Raw genomic sequence first — 26,518 nt, forward strand, 5'->3', positions numbered from 1 at the left:
GGTCAGCGCCGCTTGAGCCACCAGGCGGCCCAGGCAATGCCATAACCGACCGTCTGGCAGCCCGCTACGAGGACGGTGCCCAACATCAGGGTGTCCTTGACCGGCGCCTCGCCGAGATCGCCTACACCGTAGCGAAGGGTCATCAGGATGACGCTGGCGAAGGCGAGACCGACGGTGGAGCCCCACCACCAGGCCCATTTGTGGGCTTCCTGCGCGGCCTCATCGAGCCCCTTCCACCACCGGAAACAGGCCCAGAGGCCGGCGGCCATGGCCAGGGCCACGGCCGCGGCGATCAAGGCCGCGCCGCCGAGGCTGGCCTCATCTGACGTTCCGGCGACGACGCCGGCCACGACACCGCCAGCCATGCCCGCGAGGATGCAGATCCCCATAACGGTTCCGTAGCGCCTCAGCGGTTGTTCCGACACTCGAGCCTCCAGAGCCACGACACGCACCCTCATCGAAATGACAAGGATGTTTTACACCGACCACAGCCGATGTCAAGCGAGCTTGTCAAAGGTCGGTGCGCCGGTCAATCAGGATCCGGCGGCCTTGTCATGGATCAGCTCCGGCCGGCTCAAGACGCGCGGTGCCTGGTCGATGGCGGACAGTTCCGGCAGGTCCTTGCCCTCATGGTCGACCTGCAGGTCCTCGAACCGTTTGGCCGAGACCATGACCTGGCTCTCGAGCGAACCGACGAACTGGTTGTACTTGCCGACGGCCTGTTCCAGCGCCCGGCCCACGCCGAAGACATGGCCGCCCATGACCGACAGCCGTTTGTAGAGCTCCTTGCCCAGTTTCGCGACCTCGTCGGCGTTCCGCGACTGCTCTTCCGCCCGCCAGCCGTAGGCAACGGCCTTGCACAGGGCGAACAGGGTCGAGGGAGTGACGATGATGACCCGCCGCGCCATGGCGTCGGTCATTAACTCCGGCTCGCGGTCCAGGGCGGCCGAGAGGAAGGCGTCCGAGGGCACGAACAGGGCGACGAAGTCGGGGCTCGGCTTGAACTGATCCTGATAGGCCTTGGCCGACAGGTCACGGACGTGGTTCTTGATGCTGGCCGCGTTGCGGGCGGCCATGGCGGCGTCGCGGGCCTCGTCGTCCGGCTCGGCGGCGTCGGGGAAGGCCAGGGGCACCTTGGCGTCGATGACGAACAGGCCGCCGCCGGGCAGCCTGACCAGAAAGTCCGGCCGCATCTGGCGACCCTCGTCATTGGCGCTGGACGACTGTTCGGTGAAGTCGAACCGACCGGCCATGCCGGCGGCCTCCAGCACATTGCGGCAGGTCTGTTCGCCCCAGCGGCCGCGGCGGCCGGTGTTGCCGCGCAGGACCTCGGTCAGCCGTTTGGCCTCGTCGCGGGTGGCGGTCGAGGCGATCATCAGGGCCGAGAGCTGTTCCTTCAGCGTGCCGGTTTCTTCCGCCCGCGCCTTCTCCAGCGCCGCGACCTGGGTCTCGAATTTGGCGAGGGTCTCGGCGACGGGCTTGAGCTGGGCCTCCATCCGTTCGCGGGCGACGCGGTCCTGGGCCTGGAAGGTCTCGGTGGCGCGGGTGACCATCTGGTCGGCGATGACCTGGGCCGACTGGGCCGCCTGGGCGCGGAGTAGATCACCCATGGTCGCGCGGCTTTCCTCGACCAGGGCGACCTTTTCATGGGCCGACGTCAGTGCGCCCATAGCCTTCTGCCAGCCGAGAAAGGCCCACAGGAAACCGGCCGCAAGGACCAGTGCGACGACGGCGAGAGCGATCGAGAGCGTGTTCATGCTCCGTTCCCTAGCGAGAGTCGCGGCGGCTGGCCACGGTCGATCCGGACTCCAGAAACGCAGTCCGAAGCGGTCGAAGCGTCCGGAAAGCCGGACTCAAAAACACAGTCCGAAGCGTCCGAAGCGTCCGGACCGTCCGCACAGAGCATGGAAGCGAAACCGCGCATGCGGCCGCCTACCATGCGCCTGCGTCAGAAACGGACGCACATCCGAAAAGGGTCCCTATTGCGCCGCCGCCGCACCATCCCGCGAGGCGATCAGGGCCGAGATGTTGACATCGGACCCGACCACGCAGGTGTCGGCGCTGAGCGGGCAGATGCCGAGCGTCCGCTCCACCTCGCGCAGACGGACCACCTCCGGATTGGAGCGGATGGATTCGGCCAGCAGGCGGTTGGCCTCGGCCTGACCGCGCGCCTGGGCGATCCGGGCCTCGGCGTTGGCGCGCTCCAGATTGACGCGTTCGAGGGCGGCCCGGGTGTTCTGTTCGGCCGTTGTGCGCGACTGGATCGCGGCGACGACGCTCTCCGGATAGCGGATCGACCCGACCCACTCCATGCGGATGATGTCGAGGCCCTGGGGTTGCCATTCCCGCTGGAGGGCATCCATCGCTCGCTGCAGGACGATCTGTCGGCCGGGGCCGATGAGCTGGCCGGGGCAGTCCTCGGCGTCCTGGGTCCCGACCGGCAGGGGCGCGCCCTCGACCGGGGCGACGGCGACGATCGGCGCGCGGCCGGGCGCCCCCATTTCGGCGTTACAGGCGACGGGCAGTTTTTCAGTTTCGCGGGCGATGGCGGCGCGGACCGAGGTGCGCAGCGGCCCGTCGATGAAGGCGTCGAACTCCTGACGCCAGGTCGCATAGAGGTCGGCGGCCTTGTCCTCGCGCACCTTGAAGGTCAGGGCGACGTCGGCGGTCATCGGCAGGCCGAGCACGTCGGAGAACATGATCTCCTCGTTCTCGCGGCCGTCGGCATTGGCCTCGCGCGTGTAGGAATAGGTGCGCTGGAGCGTCTGGTAGGTGCGGATCTTCTCGCCGATGCCTTCCCAGTGGAAGCCGGGACCGAGTTCGTCGCGCTGGACGCCGGGGTTGGGACCGAATTTGGTGGTCTTGATGCCCATATAGCCGCTCTCGACCGTGACGCTGCACGAAGAAACGCTGATGCCGCCGACCGTGATCAGGGCGAGAATCAGAACGATCAGGGCGATGGTCCGACCCGCCGATGCGCCGGGGAGAGAGGACTTCAAACGGGTCACGTCGGTGCCGAATGTCATTGGTCGCTTCCTCCAGCGCCGAGCGCACGCGACGCCCAGGCGAACAATTTCCACGCGGCCCAGACGAGGGCCAGAACACCGGCGATGCCGACGATCGAGGCTGTGATCAGACTGCCTGCGAAAGGGGCTTCCAGAATCGCCGGCACGGCGTAGCGGACCAGGAAGATGAAGCCGATCACGAGGGCGGCGATGCCGGCGGAGGCGCCCAGCGCCACCCTGATCTCACGTCCCATTCCGCGACCCTCCATGGACGGGATCAGAGCGTGTTTGGCGAAGCCGTTCAACCCCGGCGTTTCGTCACGCCGGTCGTCTGGCCCGCAGCGCCTGGACGATGGTGCCGTCGTCGAGCCAGTCGAGGTCGCCGCCGACGGGCACGCCCCGGGCGAGGGAGGTGATCTCGACCTCGCTGCCGGCGATCCGGTCGGCGAGATAGTGGGCCGTGGTCTGGCCGTCGACGGTGGCGGGAAGCGCCAGGACGACCTCGCGCACCTCCCCGCCCTTCACCCGCCCGACCAGTTCGGAGACGCGCAGGGCGTCGGGGCCGACGCCGTCGAGGGCCGAGAGCAGGCCGCCCAGCACATGGTATTTGCCGCGGAAGGCGCCGGACCGCTCCATGGCCCACAGGGAACCCGCCTCCTCGACCACACAGATCAGGGCGTTGTCGCGGCTGGCGTCAGAGCAGATCGAGCAGGGATCGCGGGTGTCGGGGGCGCCGCAGACCGAACAGGACACGACCTTGGCCGCCGTCTCGGCCAGCGAGGCCGCCAGGGGCTCCAGCAGCTGTTCGCGCTTTTTCAGCAGGGCCAGAGCCGCGCGCCGGGCCGAACGGGGACCGAGCCCCGGCAGCTTGGCCAGCAGGCTGATCAGCCGCTCGATCTCGGGTCCGGCGGAGGCGGCCACCTAGAAGAGTTTCGGCATGCCCGGGATGTTCATCCCCGCCATCGGACCGGCGGCCTCGCGCATCAGCTCGGCATTGACGGCGTCCAGCTTGCGCTTGGCGTCAGCATGGGCGGCGACAATCAGGTCGGACAGGATTTCGGTGTCGCCCGGGACCATCAGACTGTCGTCGATCTTGACCGAGGTGACCTCGCCCGGGCCCTTCAGGCCGATCGTGACGAGGCCCCCGCCGGAGGTCCCCTCGGCGGTGGTTTCGGCCATCTTCGCCTGGGCGTCCTGCAGCTTCTGCTGCATCGCCTGGGCCTGTTGCATCAGGGCGTTGAGATCTTTCATGGGCTCTAGATAGGACCTTTCGTTCCGGATTTTTAGTCCTGATCCTCGTCCGCCTCATCCGGGATGGCGGGCATCTCGACCGAGGGCGCCAGGGTCTTGATCTCGCCGACGACGGCCCCGGGGAAGGCGGCCAGCACGGCCTTGACGAAGGGGTCGGCCTCTACCTCGGCGCGTTCCTCGGCGCGGCCGCGCTTCTCGACCTCGATCAGGGTCTCGCCGCCGCCCTGGCCGTTGGCGACGACGAACCACTGGCGACCCGTCCACTCCTTGAGGCGCGACGACAGCCGGGTGGCGAGGTTGGTCGGGGCGCCGTCGACCGGTTCATAGGTCAGGGTGCCCGGCTTGAAGGCGACCGGGCGGACGTAGCGTTGCACGTCCATCTGCAGGGCGATCTCGCGCTTTTCACCGATCAGGGCGACGACGGCCTCGAAGGTCTGGGGGTCGGGCAGGCTGGGACGGGCGGCCGGGCGCATGGCCAGCTGGGCGGAAGCGCCGCCCCCGCCTCCACCGCCGCCCCGGGGCGCGCCCGAGCCGCCCGGGACCTCGCCGTTCTGCAGCTTTTTCAGCGCCTCTTCCGGACCGGGCAGGTCGGCGGCGTAGGCGAGGCGGACGATGGCCATTTCCACGGCGTCGGCCGGCGACGGGGCGCGGCGCACCTCGTCCAGGGCCTTCAGCAGCATGGACCAGGTCCGCGACAGGGTGCCGGCCGAGACCGCCGCGCCCATGGCGGCCAGACGCTGGGCCTGGTCGTTGGGCAGGCGGGTGGCGTTGGGCCCGAGCATCTTGGCGACCGAGGCGGCGTGGCAGTGTTCGAGCAGGTCGTTGGTCACCTGGACCGGGTCGGCGCCGTAGCCGTAGAGGGTGCGGAAGGTCTCGATGGCCTCGGGCGTGCGGCCGGCCATGACCTGTTCGAACAGGTCGATGGTCTGGCTGCGGTCGGCGAGACCGAGCATGTCGCGGACGGTGTCGGTGGCGACCGGCTCGCCCTTCTCGCCCTGGACCAGGGCCTGATCGAGCAGGCTGAGGCCGTCGCGGACCGAGCCCTCGGCGGCGCGGGCGATCAGGGCCAGGGCGTCGTCCTCGACCTTCATCCCCTCCTTGCCGGCGATGCGCGACAGGTGTTCGACGAGGATCTCCGGCTCGACGCGGCGCAGGTCGAACCGCTGGCAGCGCGACAGGATGGTCACCGGGACCTTGCGGATCTCGGTGGTGGCGAAGATGAATTTGGCGTGGGGCGGGGGTTCTTCGAGCGTCTTCAGCAGGGCGTTGAAGGCCTGGTTCGACAGCATGTGGACTTCGTCGAGGACGTAGACCTTGTAGCGGGCCTCGACCGGCGCGTAGCGGACGCTCTCGAGGATGTCGCGGATGTCGTTGACGCCGGTGTGGGACGCCGCGTCCATCTCCATGACGTCCATATGCTGGCCGGCCATGATCGCGGCGTCGTGGCGGCCGAAAGCGGTCAGCTCCAGCGAGGGCCGGTCGATGACGTCGGTCTCGTTGTTCAGGGCGCGGGCCAGCAGACGGGCGGTCGTGGTCTTGCCGACGCCGCGGACGCCCGTGAGCATGAAGGCGTGGGCGATGCGGCCGGTGGCGAAGGCGTTGGTCAGGGTCCGGACCATGGCCTCCTGGCCGATCAGGTCCTCGAAGGTCCTGGGCCGGTATTTGCGGGCGAGGACCGTATAGGCCTCGCCGTCTCCCTCGACCGGGGCGGGGGTGGAGACGGGGATCGGTTTGACCGGTTTCGCTTCGACGGCCGGCGCGGCGGCGGGCGCAGGGGCGGGCGCGCCGAACATGTCGTCGGTGTTCTCGTCGCGCTCGGGAGCGTCATCCTCCGCCCAGGGCGGATCGCCGGAATCAAGGTCGACGTCGGTCATGGGACCGTCTTACCGCGACTTGGCCACGCGGGGCGACTCTCACCTGTCGCTCAGCCCTGCTTTCGCGTGGATGAGCGGATTCATCAGGGCAAGGGATGCGGGGGCGGTCCCCCTCCCCCTGCGCTGCGCTTGGGGGAGGAATGCGCTCAAGCAGCGAGACGCCGCGCGTCGAGCGGTAGCGCACTAAAAGAAGGGAAGGTGGAGACCGCGACCCGAAGGGGAATTCGTTGTGGCTGCTGCCTTCCGGCCCTGACCAGGTTGGCGAAGCCTTCGCCCGCGATCTCCGAGGTCCATATCGCGAATCGCGACGGCGAGATCAAGGCGCCTCTCCCCGACTGCGCAGAAGGAGGCTAGGAAGCGGCCATGGCCCTCCCCGTCCTCAATACGTTCGCCGGCAATCCGCTGGATCGCGCCGGAGACTTCCGCAACACGCCTGAATGGCTGGTCGAACAGGCCGCGAGCCCGGACGCCATGGCCATGGTGCTGTGGGACGGCCAGCCCCTGATCGAGGATCACCCCGACGGGCCGCGTCTGGCCTGGCTGTCCCTGACCCACGCGCGCGAGATGATCCGCGACGCAGACCGGGAGCTGTTCCTCGGCCTTTGGAAGACGGCGCCGGTCTTCGCCGTGGAGTTCGAGGGGCCGTCGGATCCGGCCGAGGGTCCGGTCAGGGGGCTGGGTGTCTTCACCGGACTGCGCGAGGCGGCGGCGGTGCTGTCGGGCGCCGACGCGGCCATGGCCGGGGGAGCCAAGTCCCTGTTCGACTGGCGGCGGAAGCACGGCTTCTGCGCCAACTGCGGGCATGAGACGACGTCGACGGCCGGGGGCTGGCGACGGGTCTGTCCCGCCTGCACGGCCGAACATTTCCCGCGCGTCGACCCGGTGACCATCATGCTGCCGGTGTTCGAGGGGCGCTGCCTGCTGGGGCGTCAGGCGGCCTGGCCGGCGGGGCGGATGTCGGCTCTGGCAGGGTTTCTGGAGCCCGGCGAGACGATCGAGGAGGCCTGCGCCCGCGAGATCAAGGAGGAGGCGGGCCTGACGGTCACGGCCGTGCGGTACCACTCCAGCCAGCCCTGGCCCTTCCCGTCCCAGCTGATGATCGGCCTGATCGCCGAGGTGTCGGATGCGAATGCGGCCCCGGACATGACCGAACTGGAAGAGGTCGCCTGGCTGACGAAGGAGGAGGCGCGGGCCGTGCTGGCCGGCGCTCACCCGATCAAGGCCCCGCCGAAATTCGCCATCGCCCGGACGCTTATCCAGGCCTGGGTGGACGGGTTTGAGGTCTAGGCCAGAGCCCGCGCCGCCTCGAGGTCCGCCGGATTGTCCACGGAGATCGGGGCGACCTCGATGACGGCCGCCCAGATCGACAGGCCCAGTTCCAGCGCGCGCAGCTGTTCCAGCTTCTCGCGCTGTTCCAGCGGCGACGGCGGGGCGGCGCAGAAGCGTTTCAGGGCCTCGCGGCGGTAGCCGTAGACGCCGATGTGCCGCCAGACCGGGGCGTCGCCGTAAAGGGTCGAGCGGGTGAAATAGAGGGCGCGGCCGTGCCTGCGCCCCTGTTCCAGGGCCAGCACCGCCTTGACCACATCGACGTTGGTTCGGTCGGAGATGTCGGCCTCGGGGGCGACGAGGGTGGCGATGTCGCAGTCCGGCTCGCCGTGCAGCAGGGCGGCGCAGGCGGTGGCGATGCCCGGATCCGCCAGGGGCATGTCGCCCTGGAGGTTGATGACCGAATCATATTCGCCGTCGGGATCCAGGGTCTCCAGGGCCGCAAGGACCCGGTCAGAGCCGCTCGGCAGGTCGGGATCGGTCAGGACGGCGCGTCCGCCCGCGGCCTCGATGACGTCGACGATCTCCTGATCCCCCGCCGCCACCGCGACCGGCAGGCCCGACAGGACGGCCTGTTCCCAGGCCCGGATCACCATGGGTTTGCCGCCGATATCGGCCAGCGGCTTGCCCGGAAGGCGGGTCGCCGACATGCGAGTAGGTATCAGTATCAAAGGCGTCACGGCGGGCCCTTCGTTCATGCGACGCCCCGACTCTCAAAGTGAGGTCCGGGGCCGGTTGCGAAGGCGGCGCTAGCGTGTAAGAGACCGCCAATCAAGATTTCGCCCGGTTTGCCGAGCCGGCCGGGCCTCTAGAAGCGGGATGCGACGACGCGATGAGCGGCGATCTGAAGTGGAACAAGATTTTCGGCGCGGGCCTGGGGACGGTGTTCGCCATCCTCGTGGTCCAGCAGGTCTCGGGCGCGATCTACGCGACGCATGCCCCGGAAAAAATGGGCTATCAGGTCAACGTCCCTGACGAGGCCGATGCGGGCACCGCCGAGGCCGAGCTGGCCCCGGATTGGGGCACGGTCCTGCCGGTCGCCGACCTGGCCGCCGGTGAAGCCGCCTTCGCGCGCTGCCAGGCCTGCCACAACGTCGCCGCGGGCGGCGCAGACGGCATCGGCCCGAACCTTTACGGCGTCGTGGGCGGTCCGGTCATGCACCGCGCCGGCTTCGCCTATTCGGACGCCATGGCCGCCCACAAGGCCGAGGCGCCGATCTGGGGCTATGACGAGCTGGACCAGTTCATCACCGCGCCGAACCGCTATGTCTCCGGCACCAAGATGTCGTTCGCCGGCCTGCGTGACACCCCGACCCGCATCAACCTGATCGCCTATCTGCGCAGCCAGGGTTCGGCAGCCTATGCCATCCCGGCACCGGATCCCGCGCGTCAGCCGGGCGCGGCCGCTCCGGCCGAGGGCGAAGTCCTGGCAGAAGGTGCCGCCGCCGAGACGGTAGCGACCGAAGCCGGCGCAGCCCCTGCCGAGGCCGCTCCGGTCGCTCCGACGGCCGCTCCGGCCCAATAGGGCGAGGCGACCAGACAGACTTCGAAACAGGCGGTCCTCACGGGCCGCCTGTTTTCGTTTCGGACATCAGGACATCAGAGGCGGCGGAAGACCGCGGGCTGGAAGCCGTCCGCCAGATAGCGGGCGTCGGCGTCGGCGAAGGCCTCGACCGTCACGGCGCCGTGGAAACCTGTGGCGTGGATGACGCGGGTCTCATCCAGCATGAAGGCCGAATGGCCCGTCCAGCTGTGGTCGCTCGAGAGATTCATCCAGACGACGACATCGCCGCGCCGTGCCTGATCGCGCGCAACGGCGACGCCGAGTTCGGCCTGTTCGTCTGAATGGCGCGGACCAGCGAGGCCGCAAGCGTGGAGCGCCTGCTGCACCATGCCGGAACAGTCCGTCGCCAGGGACGAGCGGGCGCCGAGGCTGTGGGGGACGCCGAGCAGGCGTTCGGCCACGGCCACGGGGTCGGTCTCGAACTCGCCGACGGGTGCGGTGTCGATCGCTTCATCGGTCAGGGCATTCAGCGGCAGGACGGATTTGACCGAAACCACCCGCCGGGTCGGCAGGCCGCGATGCTGGATGAGGGCCGAGGCATCCATCCAGCCCACGGTTCCGTCGCGACGCGCCTGACCCCAGACGCGCGCGCCGCGCCGGTCGAGGACGTCGAAGATTTCGCCGTGCAGAAGCTGGTCGATCCGCCCGGAGTCTGTATCGGCCCCGGCATGGATGTCGGCGACCGGGACGGCGCCGCGCATGGGCTGGGTCGCCCGGAACGCCTCGGCCCGAACGCGGCCTTCCAGCCCCTGCGCGGCCAGGTCGGGCCGGGCGAGGGTCGTGCGGGCGTCGAAGTCGGTCGGGAGGTCGTTCAAGCGAAAGCCCTGACGGTTGGCTGATCCTTGTGACAGACGAAGGCGAAAGTCCCGTTAATGGCGGGGCATTCTGTGGATATCTTGAATCACGACCGCGAAGCTCCAGATCCATGTGACCTGATCTCGGAGGGGCTATGCTGGCGTTGGCGGTGATGACGATAATGGTTGCGGCCGTCGTGGTCGGGTTTCCAGAGACGAAGGTCGCCCGGTCGCTGACCCACTGGCTGGTCGAGGCTCCGGCGCGATGGCTGAACCGGACCGCCATTTGGCGGATCGCCTTCTATTCCGGCCTGATCGGCACAGGCATTCTGATGACCATCCTGTTCGAGACCGAGGGGATGATGCTCTACGGGATGATGGCTCCCGAGATCATGGCCTGGGCGGTGATGTTCGATGTCGGGGTGATGATCGACGCCCTGCTGGTCACCGGCGCGATCCTTGCCGCCAACGGAGTGAAGGTCGCGCGAATGCAGGGGCGCGTCCTCGTCGACCGGATCGCGACGGCCTTGCGGACGTGGTTGCGGCCCCGGGCCCGGTCGGTGCGGCCGCCGGCCTCACGCGGATCGCGCAGGTCCGACGACGACCGACCGGCGTGGACCGGTCAGCCCGTGTATCGCGCCTTCAGCATGGCGTAGGAGGCGCGCAGACTCTGGGCCTCGCCGCCCTCGGGGTGGCCCGGACGACCCCTGCTGTTCCAGGCGAAGACGTCCAGATGGGCCCAGGCGCCGGTCGCCGGGGCGAATTTCTGCAGGAAGAGCGCGGCGGTGATCGACCCGCCCTGGGCCCAGGCGGCCGAGTCGTTGCGGACATCGGCGATGTCCGAGTCGATGGCGGCGCGATAGCCGGGCCACAGCGGCATCCGCCACAGCGGATCGCGCACCGCCTCCGCCGCCGCCAGCAGATCGGCGGCCAAGGCCTCGTCATCCGTATAGAGGGGCGGCAGTTCAGGCCCCAGGGCGACGCGCGCGGCCCCGGTCAGGGTGGCGAAATCGAGCGTCAGATCGGGATCGTGCTCGCCCGCCCGCGCCAGGGCGTCGGCGAGGATCAGCCGACCCTCGGCGTCCGTATTGCCGATCTCGATGGTCAGGCCCTTGCGGCTGTTAAGCACATCGCCGGGCCGGAAGGCGTCGCCGGAGATGGCGTTCTCGACCGCCGCGACCAGCACGACCAGCCGAACGGGAAGGTCGGCCTGCATGACCAGCCGACCGAGGGCGAGGGCATGGGCCGCGCCGCCCATGTCCTTCTTCATGTTGCGCATGCCGGCGGCGGACTTGATGTCCAGCCCCCCGGTGTCGAAGGCCACCCCCTTGCCGACCAGGGCGATCAGGGGCCTGTCGGTCCGGTCCAGATTCCAGCCGATCTCGATGATCCGGGGCGCGCGATGGGGGGCGGCGGCGCGGCCGACGGCGTGAATGGCGGGGTAGTTCTGGTCGAGCAGGTCGTCGCCGGTGACCACCGAGATCGAGGCTCCGTGGGCCTCGGCGATCTCGCGGGCGACCGTCTCCATCTGCAGCGGGCCCATGTCGGCGGGCGGGGTGTCGACCATCTCGCGGGTCAGGGCGCAGGCCGCAGCGATGCGCAGGGTCTCCGCCGCATCCAGGCCTTCCGGCGCGACCAGCCGGACGTCGGGGCGATCCTTCGCCTTGTAGCGATCGAAGACATAACGGCCGAGCAGGAAGGCCAGGGCTGCGACACGGGCCTCCTCCGGCTCCGCCTCCAGCCGGTAGGGGCCGTCGGGCAGTTTCGCCGACAGGGCGCGGGCGCTCATCGGATCGAAGGTCTTGCCAGTCCCGACCAGCACTTGGCCGATCCCGCCCGAAGCGTCCGGCACGACCAGCACCTCGCCCGGCTTGCCCCTGAAGCCCATCCGTTCGGCCCAGACCTGGGCCGACGGGGCGAGCGCTTCCTTCGGCCCGATGAAACGGACGGGCGTGGCGGTCGCGGCCTCAGGGGCGTCGGGGGCGATGAGGGCGGCGGGCGAGATCAGGGGCATGAACGGGATATAGCCGATCCGGCCCGCTCTGCGACCTTGATCAGGCGAACCGACGCTGCTGGATCGTGAGCGCCGCTCCGCCGGCCAACAGCAGGCCGAGGCTGATCACCGCCCAGTCCGAAAGGGTGGGCACCGGCGCCGGTGGCGTGCTGACCAGGGTGACGCCAGGCGTGACGGCCGGCGAGTCGATCGCCGCTCCGCCATCGGTGGCCGTGAAGAAAAAGCTCACCGGGTAAACGCCGGGGGCGGCTCCGGTGGTGACCACGGAACTGGCGAGCGTAACCTCTATCTCGGCGCCGGCGGAGATCGTCTCGCCCGGCGCGAGACGAAGCTGTATTCCGCCCGCCCCAAAGGTTTGGCAGAAATTCAGTCTGGAGTTGATGTTGGTCCCGTCCGCCGTGACGACAAGATTCGGCCCGCAGCTTGCGGCGCCGAACGTCACCCCGGTCAGAACGGCCCGCAACAGGTTGTTGTTGTTGGTTCCGCCGGTCAGCGTCGTGGCCGTCGTATAGCTCATCGTGACCGACGTCGGCGACGAAACCACGGTGTTCGACAGCGTGATGTCGACATTGGTCAGCGTGCCCGCATGGGCCGCAAGCGGCACGAGCGTAACGGCCGCGACGACCGCGAAAATCGCTTTTAATTTCATAATTTTGTTCCCCCAATCCAGAACCGTAGGGCATGGGAACGGCTTCGTATACTCGCGTTTTTCAGGAAAGGGCGCTTTCGCTCGACCAGAGGTTTGTTCGGAACCGCCGACGTTAACCAATGCTTGACGCGGACATCCGATTTTCGACCGGCACAGAATTCCTGATCGGATCGGTCCATGTCGCGCAACCGGACTTCGAGCTCTATCGCCGTCGTCGTTCTCGGCCTGGCCCTGACCACGCCCGCGCTCGCCCAGACGGCGCCCGAACAGGCGGCAGCGCCCCGCGTTCCGGCGACGGCCGAACAGCGCGCCGCCTACAGCCGGCTCGATCCGCTGGCGCGTTCGGTCTTCTGGTCGCGGGAGGTCGAGGTCAATCCGGCCGACCCGGTCGCCGGGGTGAAGCTGGCCGAGGCCCTGCGCCAGTTGGGCCAGAACGACCAGGCCGTGATCGCCGCCCAGCAGGTGCTGGTGACCCAGCCCCAGAACGTCGACGCCATGCTGGAAATCGGGCGGGCCCATATCGCGCGGGGTCAGGCCTTCTACGGCATCGCCGCCCTGGAACAGGCGAAGGCCCTGGCGCCGAATGACTGGCGGCCCCTGTCGCTGCTGGGCGTGGCCTATCAGCAGGTGCGGCGGGCCGAGGACGCGCGGATCGCCTGGAACGAGGCCCTGCGCCTGTCGCCGGACAATGCCGAGGTGATGAACAACGCCGCCATGGCCCAGATGACGGGCGGCGATCCGTCGGGCGCCGAGACCCTGTTGCGCCGGGCGGTGGCCCAGCCCAACGCCTCGATGCAGATGCGGCTGAACCTGGCGATGGCCCTGGGGCTTCAGGGCAAGATCCCCGAAGCCGAACAGATCATCCGCCGGGACCTGCCGCCGGACGCGGCCGAGCGCAATCTGGAATGGCTGAGGAACCAGGCCCGTCCGGCGACGGCGCCGGTCGCGACCGACACCGCCTCCCCGGCCCTCGTCCGGACCTGGTCCTCGTTGCAGTAAGTCCTAGCTGCCCCGGACGGCGGCGAGCTCGAGGCGGGCGCGCAGGCGTTCGTCGGAGCCCACCGCGCCGGCGATCGCATTGAAGCGATCCAGGGCCAGACCCCAGGCCGAGACGGCCGCGGCCATGGCGGCCTGCTGTTCCGTGGTCGGCGCAGCGCCGCCCGCCGGCATGGCGGCGCGCACGGCGGTCATGGCGGCGCCGAACTGGACGACCTCGGCGTCGGTCACCGAGGCGGCGACCGAACCGGCCGGCGATTCCGGCGTCGAGACGACGGTCAGGCGCGCCTGGAGCACCTCGTCGGTCGAGACGGCCGTGGCCAGGGCGTTGAAAGAGGCGATGTCCATGCCCGCGGCCTGGATGGCGGCGGCCATCGTGGCCTGCTGCTCGGCGGTCGGGGCCGAACCGTCGGTCGGGGACGCGGCACGGACGGCGGCCATGGCGGTGCCGAAGGCCTGAAGCTGGGCATCGGAGTATTCGGTCGCCTGGGTTGCGGTCGTCAGCGGCGCGGCGGCGGAGGCCTGGACGGCTCCCCCCAGCAGGGCGACGACGGAAACGGCGGCGATCAGGGTCAGGCGCATACGGTATCCTTGGCGTTTTGAAGACATTCGTGTCGGGAACGGAGGGAACGCTAACCGGCAATCGTTCCGGTGACAAATCACCGAACCTGATGCGCGAGTGACCGCCCTGTCTTCTCCGCTGAGGCGGCAGGGCCTATATCGGCAGCCATGATCGACGACCTCTACAGCACGCGCATCCTGACGCTGGCGGCCAACCTGCCGCACGCCGGGCGGCTGGCCGCGCCCGAGGGCACGGGCGAACGGGTCGCCAAACTGTGCGGGTCGAGGGCGACGGTCGATGTCATGCTGGACGCGGACGGCCGCGTCGCCGACTTCGCCCAGGACGTGAAGGCCTGCGCCCTGGGCCAGGCGGCGGCCGGCGTGGTAGGGGATGTCGTCATCGGGGCGACGACCGAAGAGCTGCAGTCCGCGCGCGACGCCATGCTGGCGATGCTGAAGTCCGGCGGCGAAGGGCCCGAGGGCCGTTTCGAAGGTCTGCGGGCCCTGAAGCAGGTCGCCGACTATCCGGCGCGGCATGCCTCGACCATGGTCGCCATCGAGGCGACGCTGGATGCGGTGTCACAGGCGTTGGGAACACGAACTAGTCTCGCCGGCGCCGCCTAGGGCCGGTTGCTCCCTCCGCCCGCGCGACGGATAAGCCCGCACCATGGCCAGCCCCGGCAGCACTCTTTACGAACGCAGCGTCCGCGCGGCCCATCGGGGCTACAAGGTGACGCTCAGCCCCTTCTTCGGCCAGTCTTGCCGGTTCCTGCCCACCTGTTCGGACTATGGCCGCGACGCCCTGATCCAGCACGGTTTGCGCAAGGGGGGATGGCTCACCCTGCGTCGGCTCTGTAAATGCCACCCCTTCGGCGGGTCGGGATACGACCCGGTTCCGCCAGTCGAGACGAATACGCCATGATCGAACTGAAATTCCCCGACGGCGCCACGCGCGAATATCCGGCCGGATCGACCGCGCGGGACGTGGCCCACGCCATCTCGCCGTCCCTGGCCAAGAAGGCCGTCCTGGCCGAGCTGAACGGCGAGCAGCGGGACCTGAACCGCGTACTGGAGACGGGCGGGGATTTCCGCCTGATCATGCGCGACGATCCCGAGGCGCTCTACACGATCCGCCACGACACGGCCCACGTCCTGGCCGAGGCCGTCCAGAAGCTCTTCCCGGGGACCCAGGTCACGATCGGCCCGGCGATCGAGGACGGGTTCTATTATGACTTCTACCGCGAGACTCCCTTCTCGACCGACGACTTCGCCGCCATCGAGAAGGAGATGTCGCGCATCGTCGATCGCGACGCGAAGTTCGAGCGCGAGGTCTGGGACCGCGACGAGGCGATCACCTTCTTCGAAGCGCGCGGCGAGAAGTTCAAGGCCGAGCTGATCCGCGACCTGCCGGGCACGGACACCATCACCCTGTACAAGCAGGGGGACTGGATCGACCTGTGCCGGGGCCCGCACTTCCCCTCGACCAAGTCGGTCGGCAAGGCGTTCAAACTGACCAAGCTGGCCGGAGCCTACTGGCGCGGGGACAGCAATCGCGAACAGCTGCAGCGCATCTACGGCACGGCCTGGGCGACGAAGGAGGATCTCGACGCCTATCTGCTGCGTCTGGAGGAGGCCGAGAAGCGCGACCACCGCAAGGTCGGCAAGGCGATGGAACTCTTCCACATGCAGGAAGAGGGCCGGGGCATGGTCTTCTGGCATCCCAAGGGCTGGGTCCTGTGGCGTGTGCTGGAGGCCTATATGCGCCGCCGCCTCGACGCCGCCGGATACGTCGAGGTCAAGACGCCCCAGGTGCTGGACCGCAAATTCTGGGAGCAGAGCGGCCACTGGGACAAGTACCGGCCCAATATGTTCGTCTGCGAGACGGTCGAGGGCGAGGAGCTGAGCCTGAAGCCGATGAACTGCCCGGGCCACGTGCAGATCTTCGACCAGGGCCAGCGGTCCTACCGCGAACTGCCGCTGCGCATGGCCGAGTTCGGGGCCTGCCACCGCTATGAGCCGTCGGGATCGCTGCACGGCCTGATGCGGGTGCGCGGCTTCACCCAGGACGACGCCCACATCTTCTGCCGCGAGGACCAGATCGTCGAGGAGACGTCGGAGTTCATCAACCTGGCCCGCAGCGTCCACGCCGACCTCGGCATGCAAACAGCTTACATAAGCCTGGGCACGCGGCCCGAGAACCGTGCCGGCACGGACGAGTTCTGGGACAAGGCCGAGGCCCTGATGGCCGAGGCCGCCCGCGCCGCCGGAACCGAGCCGGTCGTGACCGAGGGCGACGGCGCCTTCTACGCGCCCAAGCTGGACTTCATCGTCAAGGACGCCATCGGCCGCGAATGGACCTGCGGCACGATCCAGCTGGACTATGTCCTGCCGGAACGGCTCGATGCCACCTACATCGCCGAGGACGGCCAGAAGCATCGTCCGGTCATGCTGCACCGCGCGATCCTCGGCTCGTTCGAGCGATTCATCGGCATCATGATCGAGAACTACGCCGGGGCCTTCCCGCTGTGGCTCGCGCCCGTCCAGGCCGTGGTGGCGACCATCACGTCCGACGCCGACGGCTATGCCGAAGAGGTGGCCGCGAAGTTCAGGGCGGCGGGCCTGCGCGTGGAAACCGACCTGCGCAACGAGAAGGTCGGCTACAAGGTCCGCGAACACTCGGTCGGCAAGGTGCCGGTCATCGCCGTCGTCGGCCGCAACGAGGCCGAAAAGGGCGAGGTCGCCATCCGCCGCCTCGGCTCCCAGGCGCAGGAGGTGGTGTCCGTCGAGGACGCGATCCGGATCCTCACCGACGAGGCCACGCCGCCGGACCTGAAGCGGCTGAAGGCGGCCTAGAGTCGGCTCGCCGACACAGGAATGAAGGCGACTTTTCCACCCGTGTGGATGACCGCCTTCAGGGCCTCTGGCCGTCGATATTGCCCGGCGGGGAGTAGCGGCAGGCCAGCACGGCCCGGTCGCCCCGGCTCGCGACCGCGCAGCCGACATGGGTGGTGCCGCGCCAGATCAGCTGGGTGTAGTGACCGACCGCGATCCAGTCGCCGGTGCGGCTGACGTCCGGAAAGACGCCGGGGCGATAGTCTCGCCGTTCCTCGATCCAGTCGCCGACCATGTCCTCGGGCGTGAAGACCCGGTTCCCCCAGCCCATCCACAGGTTCTCGCCGTGGCCGTGAGGGCGCGGATCGTGGGCGAAGCGGCCGCTGTCGATCAGTTCAACAGCCCAGTCTCGCGCCTCGACCTCCAGGGTCTCGCTCCAGATCAGGGGGCGGGCGTTGGCCTGGGCCCGCTCGCGGTTGTGGGCCGCCAGCAGACGGGCCTCGACCTCGTCGGACGGCCGGGCGTCGTCTGCTGGGACCACCGGCCTGAGTGTCCGGGCCTGTTCGGAGGCGGGTTCGATCCAGACCGGTTCCTCTGCCGGGCCCGACTGGGCGCAGGCGTTCATGGCCGGGGCCAGAACGGCGAACATCGCAGCGAGACAGGATCGGATGGACATCGTGGACATATCTCCCGTGACGGGGGCTGTTCCAAGGCACGAAAACTCTTATCTTGACGTTGACGTAAACGTCGGCTTTAGACGCTTGACCTTCCAATCCGTCCTCAATGGAGACTGACCCCATGACCGAGGCCTATATCTACGACGCCGTGCGGACGCCGCGCGGCAAGGGCAAGAAGGACGGATCGCTTCACGAGATCACCGCCCTGTCGCTGGCGACCCAGGTTCTGGAAGCGCTGCGCGACCGCAACGGGCTGGACACGTCCAGGGTCGACGACGTCATCCTCGGCTGCGTCTCGCCGGTCGGCGAACAGGGCGCGGACATCGCGCGCACCGCCGTCCTGTCGGCGGGTTGGGCCCAGACGGTCGCGGGCGTCCAGATCAACCGCTTCTGCGCCTCGGGCCTGGAAGCCGTGAACATGGCGGCGGCCAAGGTGAAGTCCGGCGAGGCCGACTTCGCCGTCGGTGGCGGTGTCGAGGCCATGAGCCGCGTGGCCATGGGCTCGGACGGCGGCGCCTGGCCGGTCGATCCGTCCTCGGCCTTCCCGACCTATTTCGTGCCCCAGGGCGTCTCGGCCGACATGATCGCGTCGAAATACGGCTTCAGCCGCGACGACGTGGACGCCTATTCGATGGAAAGCCACAAGCGCGCCGCCGCAGCCTGGGCCGACGGGCGCTTCTCCCGGTCGGTCGTGCCGGTCAAGGACCAGCTGGGCCTGGTGCAGCTGGATCGGGACGAGACCATTCGCCCGAACACGGACATGCAGTCGCTGGGCGGCCTGAACCCCTCCTTCGCCATGATGGGCGAGATGGCCTTCGACGCCGTGATCAACCAGCGCTATCCCGAGGTTGAGCGCGTCAACCACGTCCACACGCCGGGCAATTCGTCGGGCATCGTCGACGGATCGGCCGGCGTCCTGATCGGTTCGCTTGAGGCCGGCAAGGCCCTGGGCCTGACGCCGCGCGCCCGCATCAAGGGAGCCGCCTCGATCGGCTCGGAGCCCTCGATCATGCTGACGGGTCCGGAATTCGTGACCAAGAAGCTGCTCGGCAAGCTGGGCATGACGGTCGCCGACATCGACGTGTGGGAGCTGAACGAAGCCTTCGCCGCCGTGGTGCTGCGCTACATGCAGGCGCTGGACATCCCGCACGACAAGATGAACGTGAACGGCGGCGGCATCTCCATGGGCCACCCCCTGGGCGCCACGGGCGCCATGATCACCGGCATCGCCCTGGACGAGCTGGAACGCTCCGGCAAGGAAACCGCCCTGATCACCCTGTGCATCGGCGGCGGCATGGGCACCGCCACCGTCATCGAACGCGTCTGAGGATCACGAGCATGGAAAACTTCAAGATCGACGTCGACGCCGACGGCATCGCCCTGGTCACCTTCGACGTGCCGGGACGTTCGATGAACACCCTGACCAGCGGCGTCATGGCCGAGCTGCCCGTCCTGGTCGAACGCATCAGAACCGACGACGCCATCAAGGGCGCGGTCATCACCTCGGGCAAGGCCTCGGGCTTCTGCGCCGGCGCCGACCTCGGCGACATCGCGGGCGGGATGATCGGCGGAACCGATCTTCAGGCCGCCTACGACGCCGGCTGGAAGATGAACGGCGCCCTGCGCGCTCTCGAGACCTGCGGCAAGCCGGTGGCTGCCGCCATCAACGGCCTGGCCCTCGGCGGCGGTCTGGAGCTGACGCTGGCCTGCCACTACCGCGTGGTCGCCGACGATTCGAAGATCCAGCTGGGCCTGCCCGAGATCAAGGTCGGCCTGTTCCCCGGCGGCGGCGGCACCCAGCGCCTGCCGCGCATGATCGGCGTGCAGGCGGCGATGACCGCCATGAGCGCGGGCTCCTCCTGGCGTCCGAGCGACGCCAAAGGCGCGGGCGTGGTCCACGAGGTCGTTGCCAGGGGCTCTGAGGTCGAGGCCGCCAAGGCCTGGATCAAGGGCGGCGGCAAGGCCGTCCAGCCGTGGGACGACAAGTCCTTCAAACAACCCGGCGGCGGCCCCTACCACCCGGCCGGAATCCAGAACTTCCTCGTCGGCAACGCCATGCTGCGCAAGCAGTCCTACGGCAACTATCCGGCCGTCGTGAACCTGATGAAGGCCGTCTATGAAGGCATCCAGGTGCCGATGGACGCCGCCCTGCGGATCGAGACCCGCTACTTTATCAAGACCCTGATGACGCCCCAGGCCCAGGGCATGATTCGCTCCCTGTTCCTGTCCAAGCAGGAGCTGGACAAGGGCGCCGTGCGCCCGGCCGGCATCCCGGCGTCGGACGCGAAGAAGGTCACGGTCATCGGCGCCGGCATGATGGGCGCAGGCATCGCCTATGTTCAGGCCCTCGCCGGCATCCAGACCATCCTGATCGACCGCGATCAGGAGGCCGCCGACAAGGGCAAGGCCCACGTCGAGGAGCTTCTGAAGAAGCGGCTGTCGCGCGGTCAGCTGACCCAGGACAAGTACGACGCCCTGCTCGGCTCCGTGATCGCCACCACTGACTACGATCAGATCAAGGGTTCGGACCTTGTCATCGAGGCCGTGTTCGAAAACCGCGAGATCAAGGCCGACGTGACCAAGCGCGCCGAGGCCCAGCTGGACGCCGGCGCCGTGTTCGGATCGAACACCTCGACCCTGCCGATCACCGGCCTGGCCGAGGCCTCGGTCCGTCCGGAGGACTTCATCGGCATCCACTTCTTCTCGCCCGTCGACAAGATGATGCTGGTCGAGATCATCCTCGGCGAGAAGACGGGTCAGGCGGCGATCGCCAAGACGCTCGACTATGTCATGAAGATCAAGAAGACCCCGATCATCGTCAACGACGGCCGCGGCTTCTACACCTCGCGCTGCTTCGGCACCTATGTGGCCGAGGGTCTGGCCATGCTGGAAGAGGGCTATGCCCCCGCCCTGATCGACAACATCGGTCGCATGACCGGTATGCCGCGCGGCCCGCTGGAAATGCACGACGACGTCGCCCTGGACCTGTCGGTCAAGGTCTCGAAACAGACGGCGATCGACCTCGGCGACAAGTATGTGCCGCTGGCCGGGGCCGAGATCGTCCGCACCATGGTCGAGGACCTCGGTCGGTACGGTCGCAAGAACGGCAAGGGCTTCTACGACTACGACGTGAAGCCCAAGAAGCTGTGGTCCGGCCTCGCCGAACTGGCTCCGGTCAAGATCAACGACTCGACGCCGGAGCTGGTTGAGGACCAGAAGCAGCGCCTGCTCTATCGCCAGGCGGTGGAAGTGTCCCGCTGCTGGGAAGAAGGCGTCATCGACGACCCGCGTGAGGCTGATGTCGGCGCCATCCTGGCCTGGGGCTTCGCGCCCTGGACCGGCGGCCCGATCACCTACATCGACCAGATCGGCCTGAAGGCCTTCGTGGCCCAGGCGGACGACTATGCCGCCCGCTACGGCGACCGCTTCAAGGTCCCGCAGCTGCTGCGCGACATGGCCGCGAAAGACGAGACCTTCTACGGCCGGTTCACGGGAGCCAAGGCCGCGGCCTGATCGCAGTCACGCCTGAAAAGACGACGGCCCCGGGATCGCTCCCGGGGCCGTTTCCTTTGGTGATCCGTAAACGGATCAGCCGCCGGTAAACTCGTAGGTCGTGCCGTTGATCTCGCACATGTCGACGCGCTCGGCATAGGCCGTACCGTCATCGAAGCTGTAGGCGAAGTCGTACATGCAGTCTTCGAGGTCGTCGTCGACCGTGATCTCGACCGTGTCGCCGGGCTCGACCTGGACGTCGAGGATGTTGTCGCTCCACTCGTCGGAGGACGACTGGCCGTAGATGATGGCGTCGATGGTGTGCTCGCTGTTGTTCTCGATCGAGAACGACACGGCCCCTGTCTGGGCGACGGCCGGGACGGCGATCGCGGCGGCGGCCGCGACGATCATGAGCAGGCTACGCATGGTGGAATCTTCCTCAGCCGACGAAATGTCAGCGTAATGGGCGTTTCTTTATCCGAACAACGGTCGATCCCGAAGCGTAGCCGTACCCGGCGTCATCTTCCGTCAGCGCCCCTCCAGCCCGGTCAGATGATGTCGAGCGGCTGGCTGGTCGTCGGGGGCGGGAAGGCGCGGTCGAGCGCCTCAAGATCCTCGTGGTCCAGGTCGATCTCCAGCGCCGCCGCATTGGCCTCGACATGGGCCACGGTCGAGGCCTTGGGAATGGCGATGACACCGTCCTGACGCAGGACCGCCGCGAGGGCGATCTGGGCCGGGGTCGCATCGTGCCGATCGGCTACGGCCTGCAGCGCCGGATGATTCAGCAGGCTCCCTCGCCCGAGAGGCGAATAGGCCATCACGGGCATGAGGCGCTCCTGCTGCCAGGGCAGGAGGTCGAACTCGATACCGCGCGAGCCGAGATTGTACAGGAGCTGGTTGGTGGCGCAGCGCTCCCCGCCGTCGACCTCGTACAGCCGGTTCATGGTGCGGATGTCGAGATTGGACACGCCCCATCGGGCGATCATCCCCTCGTCGATCAGCTCCTCGAATCCGGCGACGATCTCCTCCAGCGGGTGCCGGCTCTCCCAGTGCAGCAGATAGAGGTCGAGCCGGTCGACGCCGAGCCGCTCCAGCGACTTCTCGGCATGGAGCATCATGGTCATCTCGCCAGCGTTCTCAGGACGGATCTTGGAGACCAGGAAGACCTCTTCGCGGCGGCCCTGGATGACCTCCCCGACCAGGCGTTCGGCGCGGCCGTCGCCGTAAAGTTCAGCCGTGTCGATCAGGGTCAGACCCAGGTCGATCCCGCGCGACAGGGCCGCCTGTTCGGCGTCGCGGGTCTTCGGATCGTCGCCGATCATCCACGTCCCTTGGCCCAGGACCGGAACGATCGTACCGTCGGAGAAGCTGGTCATGCGGGTCATGGCGACATCAATGCACCACGTCGCGTTCGGCTTCAAAGGCCTCGTCGGAGAACCCGCCCATGCAGACCCGCTTCATCCAGACCGACGGACTGAATCAGCAGATTCTGGAGGCCGGCGAGGGCCCTCTGGTTCTCCTGATCCACGGCTTTCCGGAACTGGGCATCAGTTGGCGGGCGCAGGTCGAGGCCCTGGCCGGGGCGGGCTATCACGCCGTCGCGCCGGACATGCGCGGCTATGGCGGGACAGACAGGCCGGAGCGGGTCGAGGACTATTCGATCCTCCACCTGGTGGGCGACATGGTCGATCTGGTCAGGGCCCTGGGCGAGGAGACCTGCACCGTCGTCGGTCACGACTGGGGTGCGCCGGTCGCCTGGCACTGCGCCCTGATGCGGCCGGATGTCTTCAAGGCGGTGGCGGGCCTGTCCGTGCCCTTCCAGCCGCGACGCGCCAAGGGGCCGCCGACCCCGGCCATGTCGGCAATCGCCCGACGTGCGGGACGGGGCGAGCTCTACATGGTCCAGTTTCAGGATCCTGAGCACCACCGTATCTTCGAGGCCGACATCGCGACCGGTCTGCGCAAGGGCTTCTACGCCTACGACGGCTCAACCCCGACGGAGCGCCAGTCGACGGGCTTCATCGCCCCGGGTCAGAACTTCCTGTCCGAGATCTCCGACGACGCGACCCTGCCGCCGTGGATGAGCGAGGCGCACCATGCGGAATATGTCGCTGCCTTCTCCAACAGCGGCTTCAAGGGGCCGATGGACTGGTACCGCAACCTCGACCTGAACTGGGCCCTGACGGCCTTCCTGCAGGGCCAGAAGATTCATCAACCGTCGATGTTCATGGTCGGCGAACGCGATCCCGTTCGCCACTACGCCGGTCAGCACGAGGCGGGACTGAAGGACTGGCTGACCGACCTCCGGTCGCAGACCGTCCTGCCGGGCGCCGGCCACTGGCTGCAGCAGGAGCGGCCGGACGAGGTCAATGCGGCGCTGATCGGGTTCCTGAAAAGCCTCTAGAGAACAGAGGCCTGCAAGCTTAGCCGTTTATTAGAGGTGGACCGTCTAACGTAGCGTCAACGTCGCCGCCAAAGGCCAAGGCTCATGAAACGTCCCGCGTCGCCCGGCGCACCGCCCCCGCCCACTGGCACCACGATGCGATCGGTGGCGGAGCATACGACGAGCGCACTGACCGCCGTCGCCCTGCTGACCCTGGTCTTCATCGTCGGCTTCCTGGTTTCGCACGCGGCGGCCAGTCCCGCCCTCGCATCGGCGATGCCGGCGATCTATGCGGGTCTCATCGCGTCCAGTCTTGTCCTGGTCCGGCAGTGGAAGAAGGACTGGAGCACCCGTCGCGCCGGCCAGGCCGGCGCCGTTCACAGGGCCTTTCGAGACCCTGTCACCCAGTTGCTGAACGCCGAGGGGTTCGCCGAAGCCCTCGCCCGCCATGCGGCGCCGGGTGACGAGGCGGAAGAGTCCCTGGCCATCCTCTGTGTCAGCCTGGACCGGCTCAAGGACATCTATGGCCGGCTCGGCGAGTCCTGCGGCGATGAGGTCCTGCGGGATCTGGGCGCGCGCCTGGTCTCGGCCTTCGGGGACGACGCCCCGGTCGGACGTATCGGCGAGGATATGCTGGCCGTCTTCCATCCCGCCTCCAGCGGCATCAAGCTCGCGCTCGTCGGGGGCCAGATCAACCGGCTGATGGACCTGCCGGTGGCGACGCCGGGCGGCGATGTGATCGTGCCGTCCACCATCGGCGTGAATTTCGTCGACCTGCCCGTCACGGCGCCACGCGACGCCATCCGCCAGGCGCGCCTGGCCAACGCCGCCGCGCGCACGAGCGGAAGCGGTCTGGCCTTCTTCGACGCCTCACTGGACCACGCCCAGCGCCTCCAGATGGATCTTGAGATCGAGCTGCGACAGGCGCTCCAGGCCGGCGGGCTGCAGATGGTCTATCAGCCGCAGATCAACGAGACCGGAGAGACCATCGGCGTCGAGGCGCTGATGCGCTGGCCCCACCCGACGCGCGGCCAGATTTCGCCGGCCGTCTTCGTGCCGATGGCCGAAGCCGCGGGCCTCGGCGAAATTCTGGGCCGCTACGCCATGGACCGGTCCTTCGCTGACTCCGCCCTCTGGCCGGGGCTGAAGATCGCCATCAACGTCTCGCCGGTCCAGCTGCGTTCGACGACCTTCATCGCCACGGTGAAGGCCCTGCTCGCGCGGCACGGGGTCAAGGCGCAGACCTTCGAGTTCGAGATCACCGAGGGAATGCTGCTCGAGGCCGACGCCACGGTGCTCGGAAACCTCGAGCAGCTTCGAAAGATGGGCTTCCAGATTGCGCTCGACGACTTCGGGACGGGCTATTCCAGCCTGAGCTATCTGGGTCGTTTCCCGATCGACAAGATCAAGATCGACCGCGCCTTCGTCACGCCGCTGGGCCTGCGCAATGACGCCGCATCGATCATCCGCGCCATCAGCGACCTGTCGGAGGCTCTGGGCGTCAAGGTGCTGGCCGAGGGGGTCGAAACCCGGTCGCAGCTCGACATTCTGCGGGCCGAGGGCTGTAACCAGGCCCAGGGCTATCTGATCGGTCGACCGATGCCGCCGGACCAGATCACCGACCTGGTCAGCGCTTCACCGGGCGACAGCCGCAACGCCAGGTCGCAAGCCGCCTGACGAGGGCTTGCCTCTCCCGGCTCCGGACTGTTCTAGTCCATCGGAAACAGGGGACAGCGCGATGATCGAGGCGATTGCGATAGCAGCGGTTCCGCCCCAGGCGGAGGCCGCCGGTCTTCTGGGACGCTGGGAAGGCGCGATCCGCGTCGGCGAGACCTCCATACCCATCATTGTTCGCGTGGCCGAGGGACCCGACGGTCTGGTGGCCGTGATGGACAGTCCCGCGCAGAACGCCCGCGACATTCCCGTCGCAGGTCTGTCCGAAGCCTCGGGCGTCGTTCGCTTCACCGTACCGATGGCCGGCGGCCGATTCGAAGGCGCGCGGTCCGAAGACGGTTTGACCTGGACCGGAACCCTGTTCCAGGGCGCCGCCTCCCTGCCCCTGATCCTGACCCGCACGGCGGCGTCCGCCGAGGCGCCTCCGCCGCCGAGCCGGCCTCAGACCCCGGTCCCGCCCTTCCCCTATGCCGCAGAGGACGTGACCTTCCCGAACAGCGCTGCGGGGATCACCCTGACCGGGACCCTGACCCTGCCACGGGGCGAAGGTCCGTTCCCGGCCGTCATCCTGCTGACAGGCTCGGGGGCCCAGGATCGGGACGAGACCATCATGGGCCACAAGCCCTTCGCCGTCTGGGCCGACGCCCTGACCCGGCGCGGAATCGCCGTGCTGCGCTATGACGACCGGGGGATGGGCGGGTCGGGCGGCGGGTCGCTGGACGAGACCACCGCAGACTTTGCGACGGACGCCGTCGCCGCGATGGACTTCCTGCGCGCCCGCCCGGACATCGACGCGGCGCGTATCGGCCTGATGGGCCACAGCGAGGGCGGAGCGACCGCTCTGATCGCCGCCTCAAACGGCGCGCCCGCCGCCTTCATCGTGATGATCGCGGGACCGTCCGTCTCCGGTGCCGACATCCTGACCGAACAGACCAAGCAGATCGTCCTCGCCTCGGGCGGGACCGAGGCCCAGGCCCTGCAGTCCGAAGCCGTCCAGGCTCGTTTCATGCTGGCCGTCCTCAACAACAGGAATGACGGCCCCGCGGCCGCGCGGGCTGTCGAGGCGCTCTCGATCGAGATCGGTCAATCGGCCCAGCAGGCCGCCGGCGTCGCCCGGGCGATGAGCTCGGGATGGTATCGCTATTTCACGGCCTATGATCCGGCGGACGCGATCCGGGCGTTGAAGGTCCCTCTGCTGGCGATCTACGCCGGGCGCGACCGCAACGTCCCGGCGGACCAGAATGCGCCCCACCTCAGGACGCTGAAGCCGGACGCCGAGATCATCGTCCTGCCCGGGCTGAACCACCTGATGCAGCCGGCGACGACGGGTCTGGCCGACGAGTACGCCACCATCACCCAGACCCTCGCGCCCGAGGCGATAACGGCTGTGACAGACTGGGTCGCGCGGGTAGCCGAGGCGCCTTAG

27 protein-coding genes and 1 other RNA gene are annotated in these 26,518 nt (G+C 68.4%); 12 read left to right on the forward strand and 16 right to left on the reverse strand.

All coding sequences use genetic code 11. The features are described from left to right. Positions 1–2: 2 nt before the first annotated feature. The 8 genes from Q0044_RS07480 to ffs form a co-directional block, all read right to left on the reverse strand. Entirely contained in the window at positions 3–425 is a 423-nt protein-coding gene (locus Q0044_RS07480) for a hypothetical protein (RefSeq protein WP_298161217.1), read from the reverse strand. 108 nt (positions 426–533) lie between these two features. Continuing rightward, positions 534–1,757, reverse strand: coding sequence for a DNA recombination protein RmuC (locus tag Q0044_RS07485; RefSeq protein WP_298161219.1), 1,224 nt, complete (start codon positions 1,755–1,757; stop codon positions 534–536). 222 nt (positions 1,758–1,979) lie between these two features. Further along, positions 1,980–3,026, reverse strand: a complete 1,047-nt coding sequence (locus tag Q0044_RS07490) for an SPFH domain-containing protein (protein WP_298161220.1) — start codon at positions 3,024–3,026, stop codon at positions 1,980–1,982. Continuing rightward, positions 3,023–3,259: a hypothetical protein gene (locus Q0044_RS07495; RefSeq protein ID WP_298161223.1), complete on the reverse strand. Its 237-nt coding sequence runs from the start codon at positions 3,257–3,259 to the stop codon at positions 3,023–3,025. The genes Q0044_RS07490 and Q0044_RS07495 overlap by 4 nt, the downstream gene beginning before the upstream one ends. Before the next feature lie 64 nt (positions 3,260–3,323). Then, positions 3,324–3,926, reverse strand: a complete 603-nt coding sequence (gene recR, locus Q0044_RS07500; protein ID WP_298161224.1) for a recombination mediator RecR — start codon at positions 3,924–3,926, stop codon at positions 3,324–3,326. After that, positions 3,927–4,256 (reverse strand): YbaB/EbfC family nucleoid-associated protein, encoded by a 330-nt coding sequence (locus tag Q0044_RS07505; RefSeq protein WP_298161226.1) that lies wholly within the window; start codon positions 4,254–4,256, stop codon positions 3,927–3,929. A 32-nt stretch (positions 4,257–4,288) separates the two neighbouring features. Further along, positions 4,289–6,130 carry a DNA polymerase III subunit gamma/tau gene (locus Q0044_RS07510; RefSeq protein WP_298161228.1) on the reverse strand — a complete coding sequence of 614 codons (1,842 nt, stop codon included), beginning with the start codon at positions 6,128–6,130 and terminating at the stop codon, positions 4,289–4,291. Between the two features lie 194 nt (positions 6,131–6,324). After that, positions 6,325–6,418: signal recognition particle sRNA small type (gene ffs / locus Q0044_RS07515), an RNA gene on the reverse strand. 75 nt (positions 6,419–6,493) lie between these two features. Here ffs and nudC point away from each other — a divergent pair. Next, positions 6,494–7,417, forward strand: coding sequence for an NAD(+) diphosphatase (gene nudC, locus Q0044_RS07520; RefSeq protein WP_298161230.1), 924 nt, complete (start codon positions 6,494–6,496; stop codon positions 7,415–7,417). Here nudC and Q0044_RS07525 read toward each other — a convergent pair. Beyond that, on the reverse strand, positions 7,414–8,136 hold the full coding sequence (locus Q0044_RS07525) for a 3-deoxy-manno-octulosonate cytidylyltransferase (RefSeq protein WP_298161361.1): 723 nt from the start codon (positions 8,134–8,136) through the stop codon (positions 7,414–7,416). The two genes, nudC and Q0044_RS07525, sit on opposite strands and share 4 nt — an antisense overlap. A 152-nt stretch (positions 8,137–8,288) precedes the next feature. Between Q0044_RS07525 and Q0044_RS07530 the strand changes: the two genes are divergently transcribed. Then, positions 8,289–8,981: a c-type cytochrome gene (locus Q0044_RS07530; protein ID WP_298161233.1), complete on the forward strand. Its 693-nt coding sequence runs from the start codon at positions 8,289–8,291 to the stop codon at positions 8,979–8,981. 74 nt (positions 8,982–9,055) lie between these two features. Here Q0044_RS07530 and Q0044_RS07535 read toward each other — a convergent pair whose 3' ends face one another. Beyond that, positions 9,056–9,835, reverse strand: a complete 780-nt coding sequence (locus tag Q0044_RS07535; protein ID WP_298161235.1) for a C40 family peptidase — start codon at positions 9,833–9,835, stop codon at positions 9,056–9,058. 152 nt (positions 9,836–9,987) lie between these two features. On the opposite strand from Q0044_RS07535, the gene Q0044_RS07540 reads away from it, so the two are divergent. Continuing rightward, entirely contained in the window at positions 9,988–10,470 is a 483-nt protein-coding gene (locus Q0044_RS07540; protein ID WP_298161236.1) for a hypothetical protein, read from the forward strand. On the opposite strand, the gene Q0044_RS07545 is transcribed toward Q0044_RS07540, so the two are convergent. Then, on the reverse strand, positions 10,437–11,828 hold the full coding sequence (locus Q0044_RS07545) for a leucyl aminopeptidase family protein (protein WP_298161237.1): 1,392 nt from the start codon (positions 11,826–11,828) through the stop codon (positions 10,437–10,439). The genes Q0044_RS07540 and Q0044_RS07545 overlap by 34 nt on opposite strands. 40 nt (positions 11,829–11,868) lie before the next feature. Next, entirely contained in the window at positions 11,869–12,597 is a 729-nt protein-coding gene (locus Q0044_RS07550; protein ID WP_298161238.1) for an IPTL-CTERM sorting domain-containing protein, read from the reverse strand. Positions 12,598–12,654: 57 nt separating this feature from the next. Here Q0044_RS07550 and Q0044_RS07555 point away from each other — a divergent pair, with 57 nt between their 5' ends. Next, positions 12,655–13,476 carry a tetratricopeptide repeat protein gene (locus Q0044_RS07555; RefSeq protein ID WP_298161240.1) on the forward strand — a complete coding sequence of 274 codons (822 nt, stop codon included), beginning with the start codon at positions 12,655–12,657 and terminating at the stop codon, positions 13,474–13,476. 3 nt (positions 13,477–13,479) lie between these two features. Here the strand turns inward: Q0044_RS07555 and Q0044_RS07560 are convergent, their stop codons facing one another. After that, entirely contained in the window at positions 13,480–14,055 is a 576-nt protein-coding gene (locus tag Q0044_RS07560) for a hypothetical protein (RefSeq protein WP_298161242.1), read from the reverse strand. Between the two features lie 147 nt (positions 14,056–14,202). Here Q0044_RS07560 and Q0044_RS07565 point away from each other — a divergent pair, with 147 nt between their 5' ends. The 3 genes from Q0044_RS07565 to thrS are packed head-to-tail and all read left to right on the forward strand — an operon-like array spanning position 14,203 to position 16,887. Beyond that, on the forward strand, positions 14,203–14,658 hold the full coding sequence (locus Q0044_RS07565; protein ID WP_298161244.1) for an iron-sulfur cluster assembly scaffold protein: 456 nt from the start codon (positions 14,203–14,205) through the stop codon (positions 14,656–14,658). Positions 14,659–14,701: 43 nt separating this feature from the next. Beyond that, entirely contained in the window at positions 14,702–14,956 is a 255-nt protein-coding gene (yidD, locus tag Q0044_RS07570; protein WP_298161246.1) for a membrane protein insertion efficiency factor YidD, read from the forward strand. Further along, entirely contained in the window at positions 14,953–16,887 is a 1,935-nt protein-coding gene (gene thrS, locus Q0044_RS07575) for a threonine--tRNA ligase (protein WP_298161248.1), read from the forward strand. Before yidD ends, thrS begins: the two co-directional genes overlap by 4 nt. Before the next feature lie 58 nt (positions 16,888–16,945). Here thrS and Q0044_RS07580 read toward each other — a convergent pair whose 3' ends face one another. Continuing rightward, the gene (locus Q0044_RS07580; RefSeq protein ID WP_298161250.1) at positions 16,946–17,542 is read right to left on the reverse strand and encodes a CAP family protein; all 597 of its coding nucleotides are present in this window, start codon (positions 17,540–17,542) and stop codon (positions 16,946–16,948) included. A gap of 122 nt (positions 17,543–17,664) precedes the next feature. Here Q0044_RS07580 and Q0044_RS07585 point away from each other — a divergent pair, with 122 nt between their 5' ends. Together Q0044_RS07585 and Q0044_RS07590 are read left to right on the forward strand one after the other, a co-directional pair. Beyond that, on the forward strand, positions 17,665–18,870 hold the full coding sequence (locus Q0044_RS07585) for an acetyl-CoA C-acetyltransferase (RefSeq protein ID WP_298161251.1): 1,206 nt from the start codon (positions 17,665–17,667) through the stop codon (positions 18,868–18,870). Positions 18,871–18,881: 11 nt separating this feature from the next. Next, positions 18,882–21,056, forward strand: coding sequence for a 3-hydroxyacyl-CoA dehydrogenase NAD-binding domain-containing protein (locus tag Q0044_RS07590; protein ID WP_298161253.1), 2,175 nt, complete (start codon positions 18,882–18,884; stop codon positions 21,054–21,056). A 75-nt stretch (positions 21,057–21,131) separates the two neighbouring features. On the opposite strand, the gene Q0044_RS07595 is transcribed toward Q0044_RS07590, so the two are convergent. Together Q0044_RS07595 and Q0044_RS07600 are read right to left on the reverse strand one after the other, a co-directional pair. After that, a complete protein-coding gene (locus Q0044_RS07595; protein ID WP_298161254.1) occupies positions 21,132–21,461 on the reverse strand; it encodes a hypothetical protein in 330 nt (109 codons plus the stop codon). Positions 21,462–21,583: 122 nt separating this feature from the next. Further along, positions 21,584–22,420, reverse strand: coding sequence for an aldo/keto reductase (locus tag Q0044_RS07600; protein ID WP_298161255.1), 837 nt, complete (start codon positions 22,418–22,420; stop codon positions 21,584–21,586). A 59-nt stretch (positions 22,421–22,479) separates the two neighbouring features. On the opposite strand from Q0044_RS07600, the gene Q0044_RS07605 reads away from it, so the two are divergent. From Q0044_RS07605 to Q0044_RS07615, 3 genes are all read left to right on the forward strand, one after another. Further along, positions 22,480–23,439, forward strand: coding sequence for an alpha/beta fold hydrolase (locus Q0044_RS07605; protein WP_298161257.1), 960 nt, complete (start codon positions 22,480–22,482; stop codon positions 23,437–23,439). Between the two features lie 84 nt (positions 23,440–23,523). Then, entirely contained in the window at positions 23,524–25,095 is a 1,572-nt protein-coding gene (locus tag Q0044_RS07610; RefSeq protein ID WP_298161259.1) for a putative bifunctional diguanylate cyclase/phosphodiesterase, read from the forward strand. Positions 25,096–25,156: 61 nt separating this feature from the next. Then, on the forward strand, positions 25,157–26,518 hold the full coding sequence (locus tag Q0044_RS07615; protein ID WP_298161260.1) for an alpha/beta hydrolase family protein: 1,362 nt from the start codon (positions 25,157–25,159) through the stop codon (positions 26,516–26,518).

It is taken from the genome of Brevundimonas sp., assembly GCF_027484365.1.
In the GTDB taxonomy this organism is placed as follows: Bacteria; Pseudomonadota; Alphaproteobacteria; order Caulobacterales; family Caulobacteraceae; genus Brevundimonas.

What these genes read in the sequence shown, in the direction of transcription:
- Q0044_RS07485 (WP_298161219.1), bottom strand. Translation starts at nt 1,757, where the DNA reads ATGAACACGCTCTCGATCGCTCTCGCCGTCGTCGCACTGGTCCTTGCG.
- Q0044_RS07490 (WP_298161220.1), bottom strand. Translation starts at nt 3,026, where the DNA reads ATGACATTCGGCACCGACGTGACCCGTTTGAAGTCCTCTCTCCCCGGC.
- Q0044_RS07495 (WP_298161223.1), bottom strand. Translation starts at nt 3,259, where the DNA reads ATGGGACGTGAGATCAGGGTGGCGCTGGGCGCCTCCGCCGGCATCGCC.
- Q0044_RS07505 (WP_298161226.1), bottom strand. Translation starts at nt 4,256, where the DNA reads ATGAAAGATCTCAACGCCCTGATGCAACAGGCCCAGGCGATGCAGCAG.
- Q0044_RS07510 (WP_298161228.1), bottom strand. Translation starts at nt 6,130, where the DNA reads ATGACCGACGTCGACCTTGATTCCGGCGATCCGCCCTGGGCGGAGGAT.
- nudC (WP_298161230.1), top strand. Translation starts at nt 6,494, where the DNA reads ATGGCCCTCCCCGTCCTCAATACGTTCGCCGGCAATCCGCTGGATCGC.
- Q0044_RS07530 (WP_298161233.1), top strand. Translation starts at nt 8,289, where the DNA reads ATGAGCGGCGATCTGAAGTGGAACAAGATTTTCGGCGCGGGCCTGGGG.
- Q0044_RS07540 (WP_298161236.1), top strand. Translation starts at nt 9,988, where the DNA reads ATGACGATAATGGTTGCGGCCGTCGTGGTCGGGTTTCCAGAGACGAAG.
- Q0044_RS07545 (WP_298161237.1), bottom strand. Translation starts at nt 11,828, where the DNA reads ATGCCCCTGATCTCGCCCGCCGCCCTCATCGCCCCCGACGCCCCTGAG.
- Q0044_RS07555 (WP_298161240.1), top strand. Translation starts at nt 12,655, where the DNA reads ATGTCGCGCAACCGGACTTCGAGCTCTATCGCCGTCGTCGTTCTCGGC.
- Q0044_RS07560 (WP_298161242.1), bottom strand. Translation starts at nt 14,055, where the DNA reads ATGCGCCTGACCCTGATCGCCGCCGTTTCCGTCGTCGCCCTGCTGGGG.
- Q0044_RS07565 (WP_298161244.1), top strand. Translation starts at nt 14,203, where the DNA reads ATGATCGACGACCTCTACAGCACGCGCATCCTGACGCTGGCGGCCAAC.
- yidD (WP_298161246.1), top strand. Translation starts at nt 14,702, where the DNA reads ATGGCCAGCCCCGGCAGCACTCTTTACGAACGCAGCGTCCGCGCGGCC.
- thrS (WP_298161248.1), top strand. Translation starts at nt 14,953, where the DNA reads ATGATCGAACTGAAATTCCCCGACGGCGCCACGCGCGAATATCCGGCC.
- Q0044_RS07580 (WP_298161250.1), bottom strand. Translation starts at nt 17,542, where the DNA reads ATGTCCATCCGATCCTGTCTCGCTGCGATGTTCGCCGTTCTGGCCCCG.
- Q0044_RS07585 (WP_298161251.1), top strand. Translation starts at nt 17,665, where the DNA reads ATGACCGAGGCCTATATCTACGACGCCGTGCGGACGCCGCGCGGCAAG.
- Q0044_RS07590 (WP_298161253.1), top strand. Translation starts at nt 18,882, where the DNA reads ATGGAAAACTTCAAGATCGACGTCGACGCCGACGGCATCGCCCTGGTC.
- Q0044_RS07595 (WP_298161254.1), bottom strand. Translation starts at nt 21,461, where the DNA reads ATGCGTAGCCTGCTCATGATCGTCGCGGCCGCCGCCGCGATCGCCGTC.
- Q0044_RS07600 (WP_298161255.1), bottom strand. Translation starts at nt 22,420, where the DNA reads ATGACCCGCATGACCAGCTTCTCCGACGGTACGATCGTTCCGGTCCTG.
- Q0044_RS07605 (WP_298161257.1), top strand. Translation starts at nt 22,480, where the DNA reads ATGCAGACCCGCTTCATCCAGACCGACGGACTGAATCAGCAGATTCTG.
- Q0044_RS07610 (WP_298161259.1), top strand. Translation starts at nt 23,524, where the DNA reads ATGAAACGTCCCGCGTCGCCCGGCGCACCGCCCCCGCCCACTGGCACC.
- Q0044_RS07615 (WP_298161260.1), top strand. Translation starts at nt 25,157, where the DNA reads ATGATCGAGGCGATTGCGATAGCAGCGGTTCCGCCCCAGGCGGAGGCC.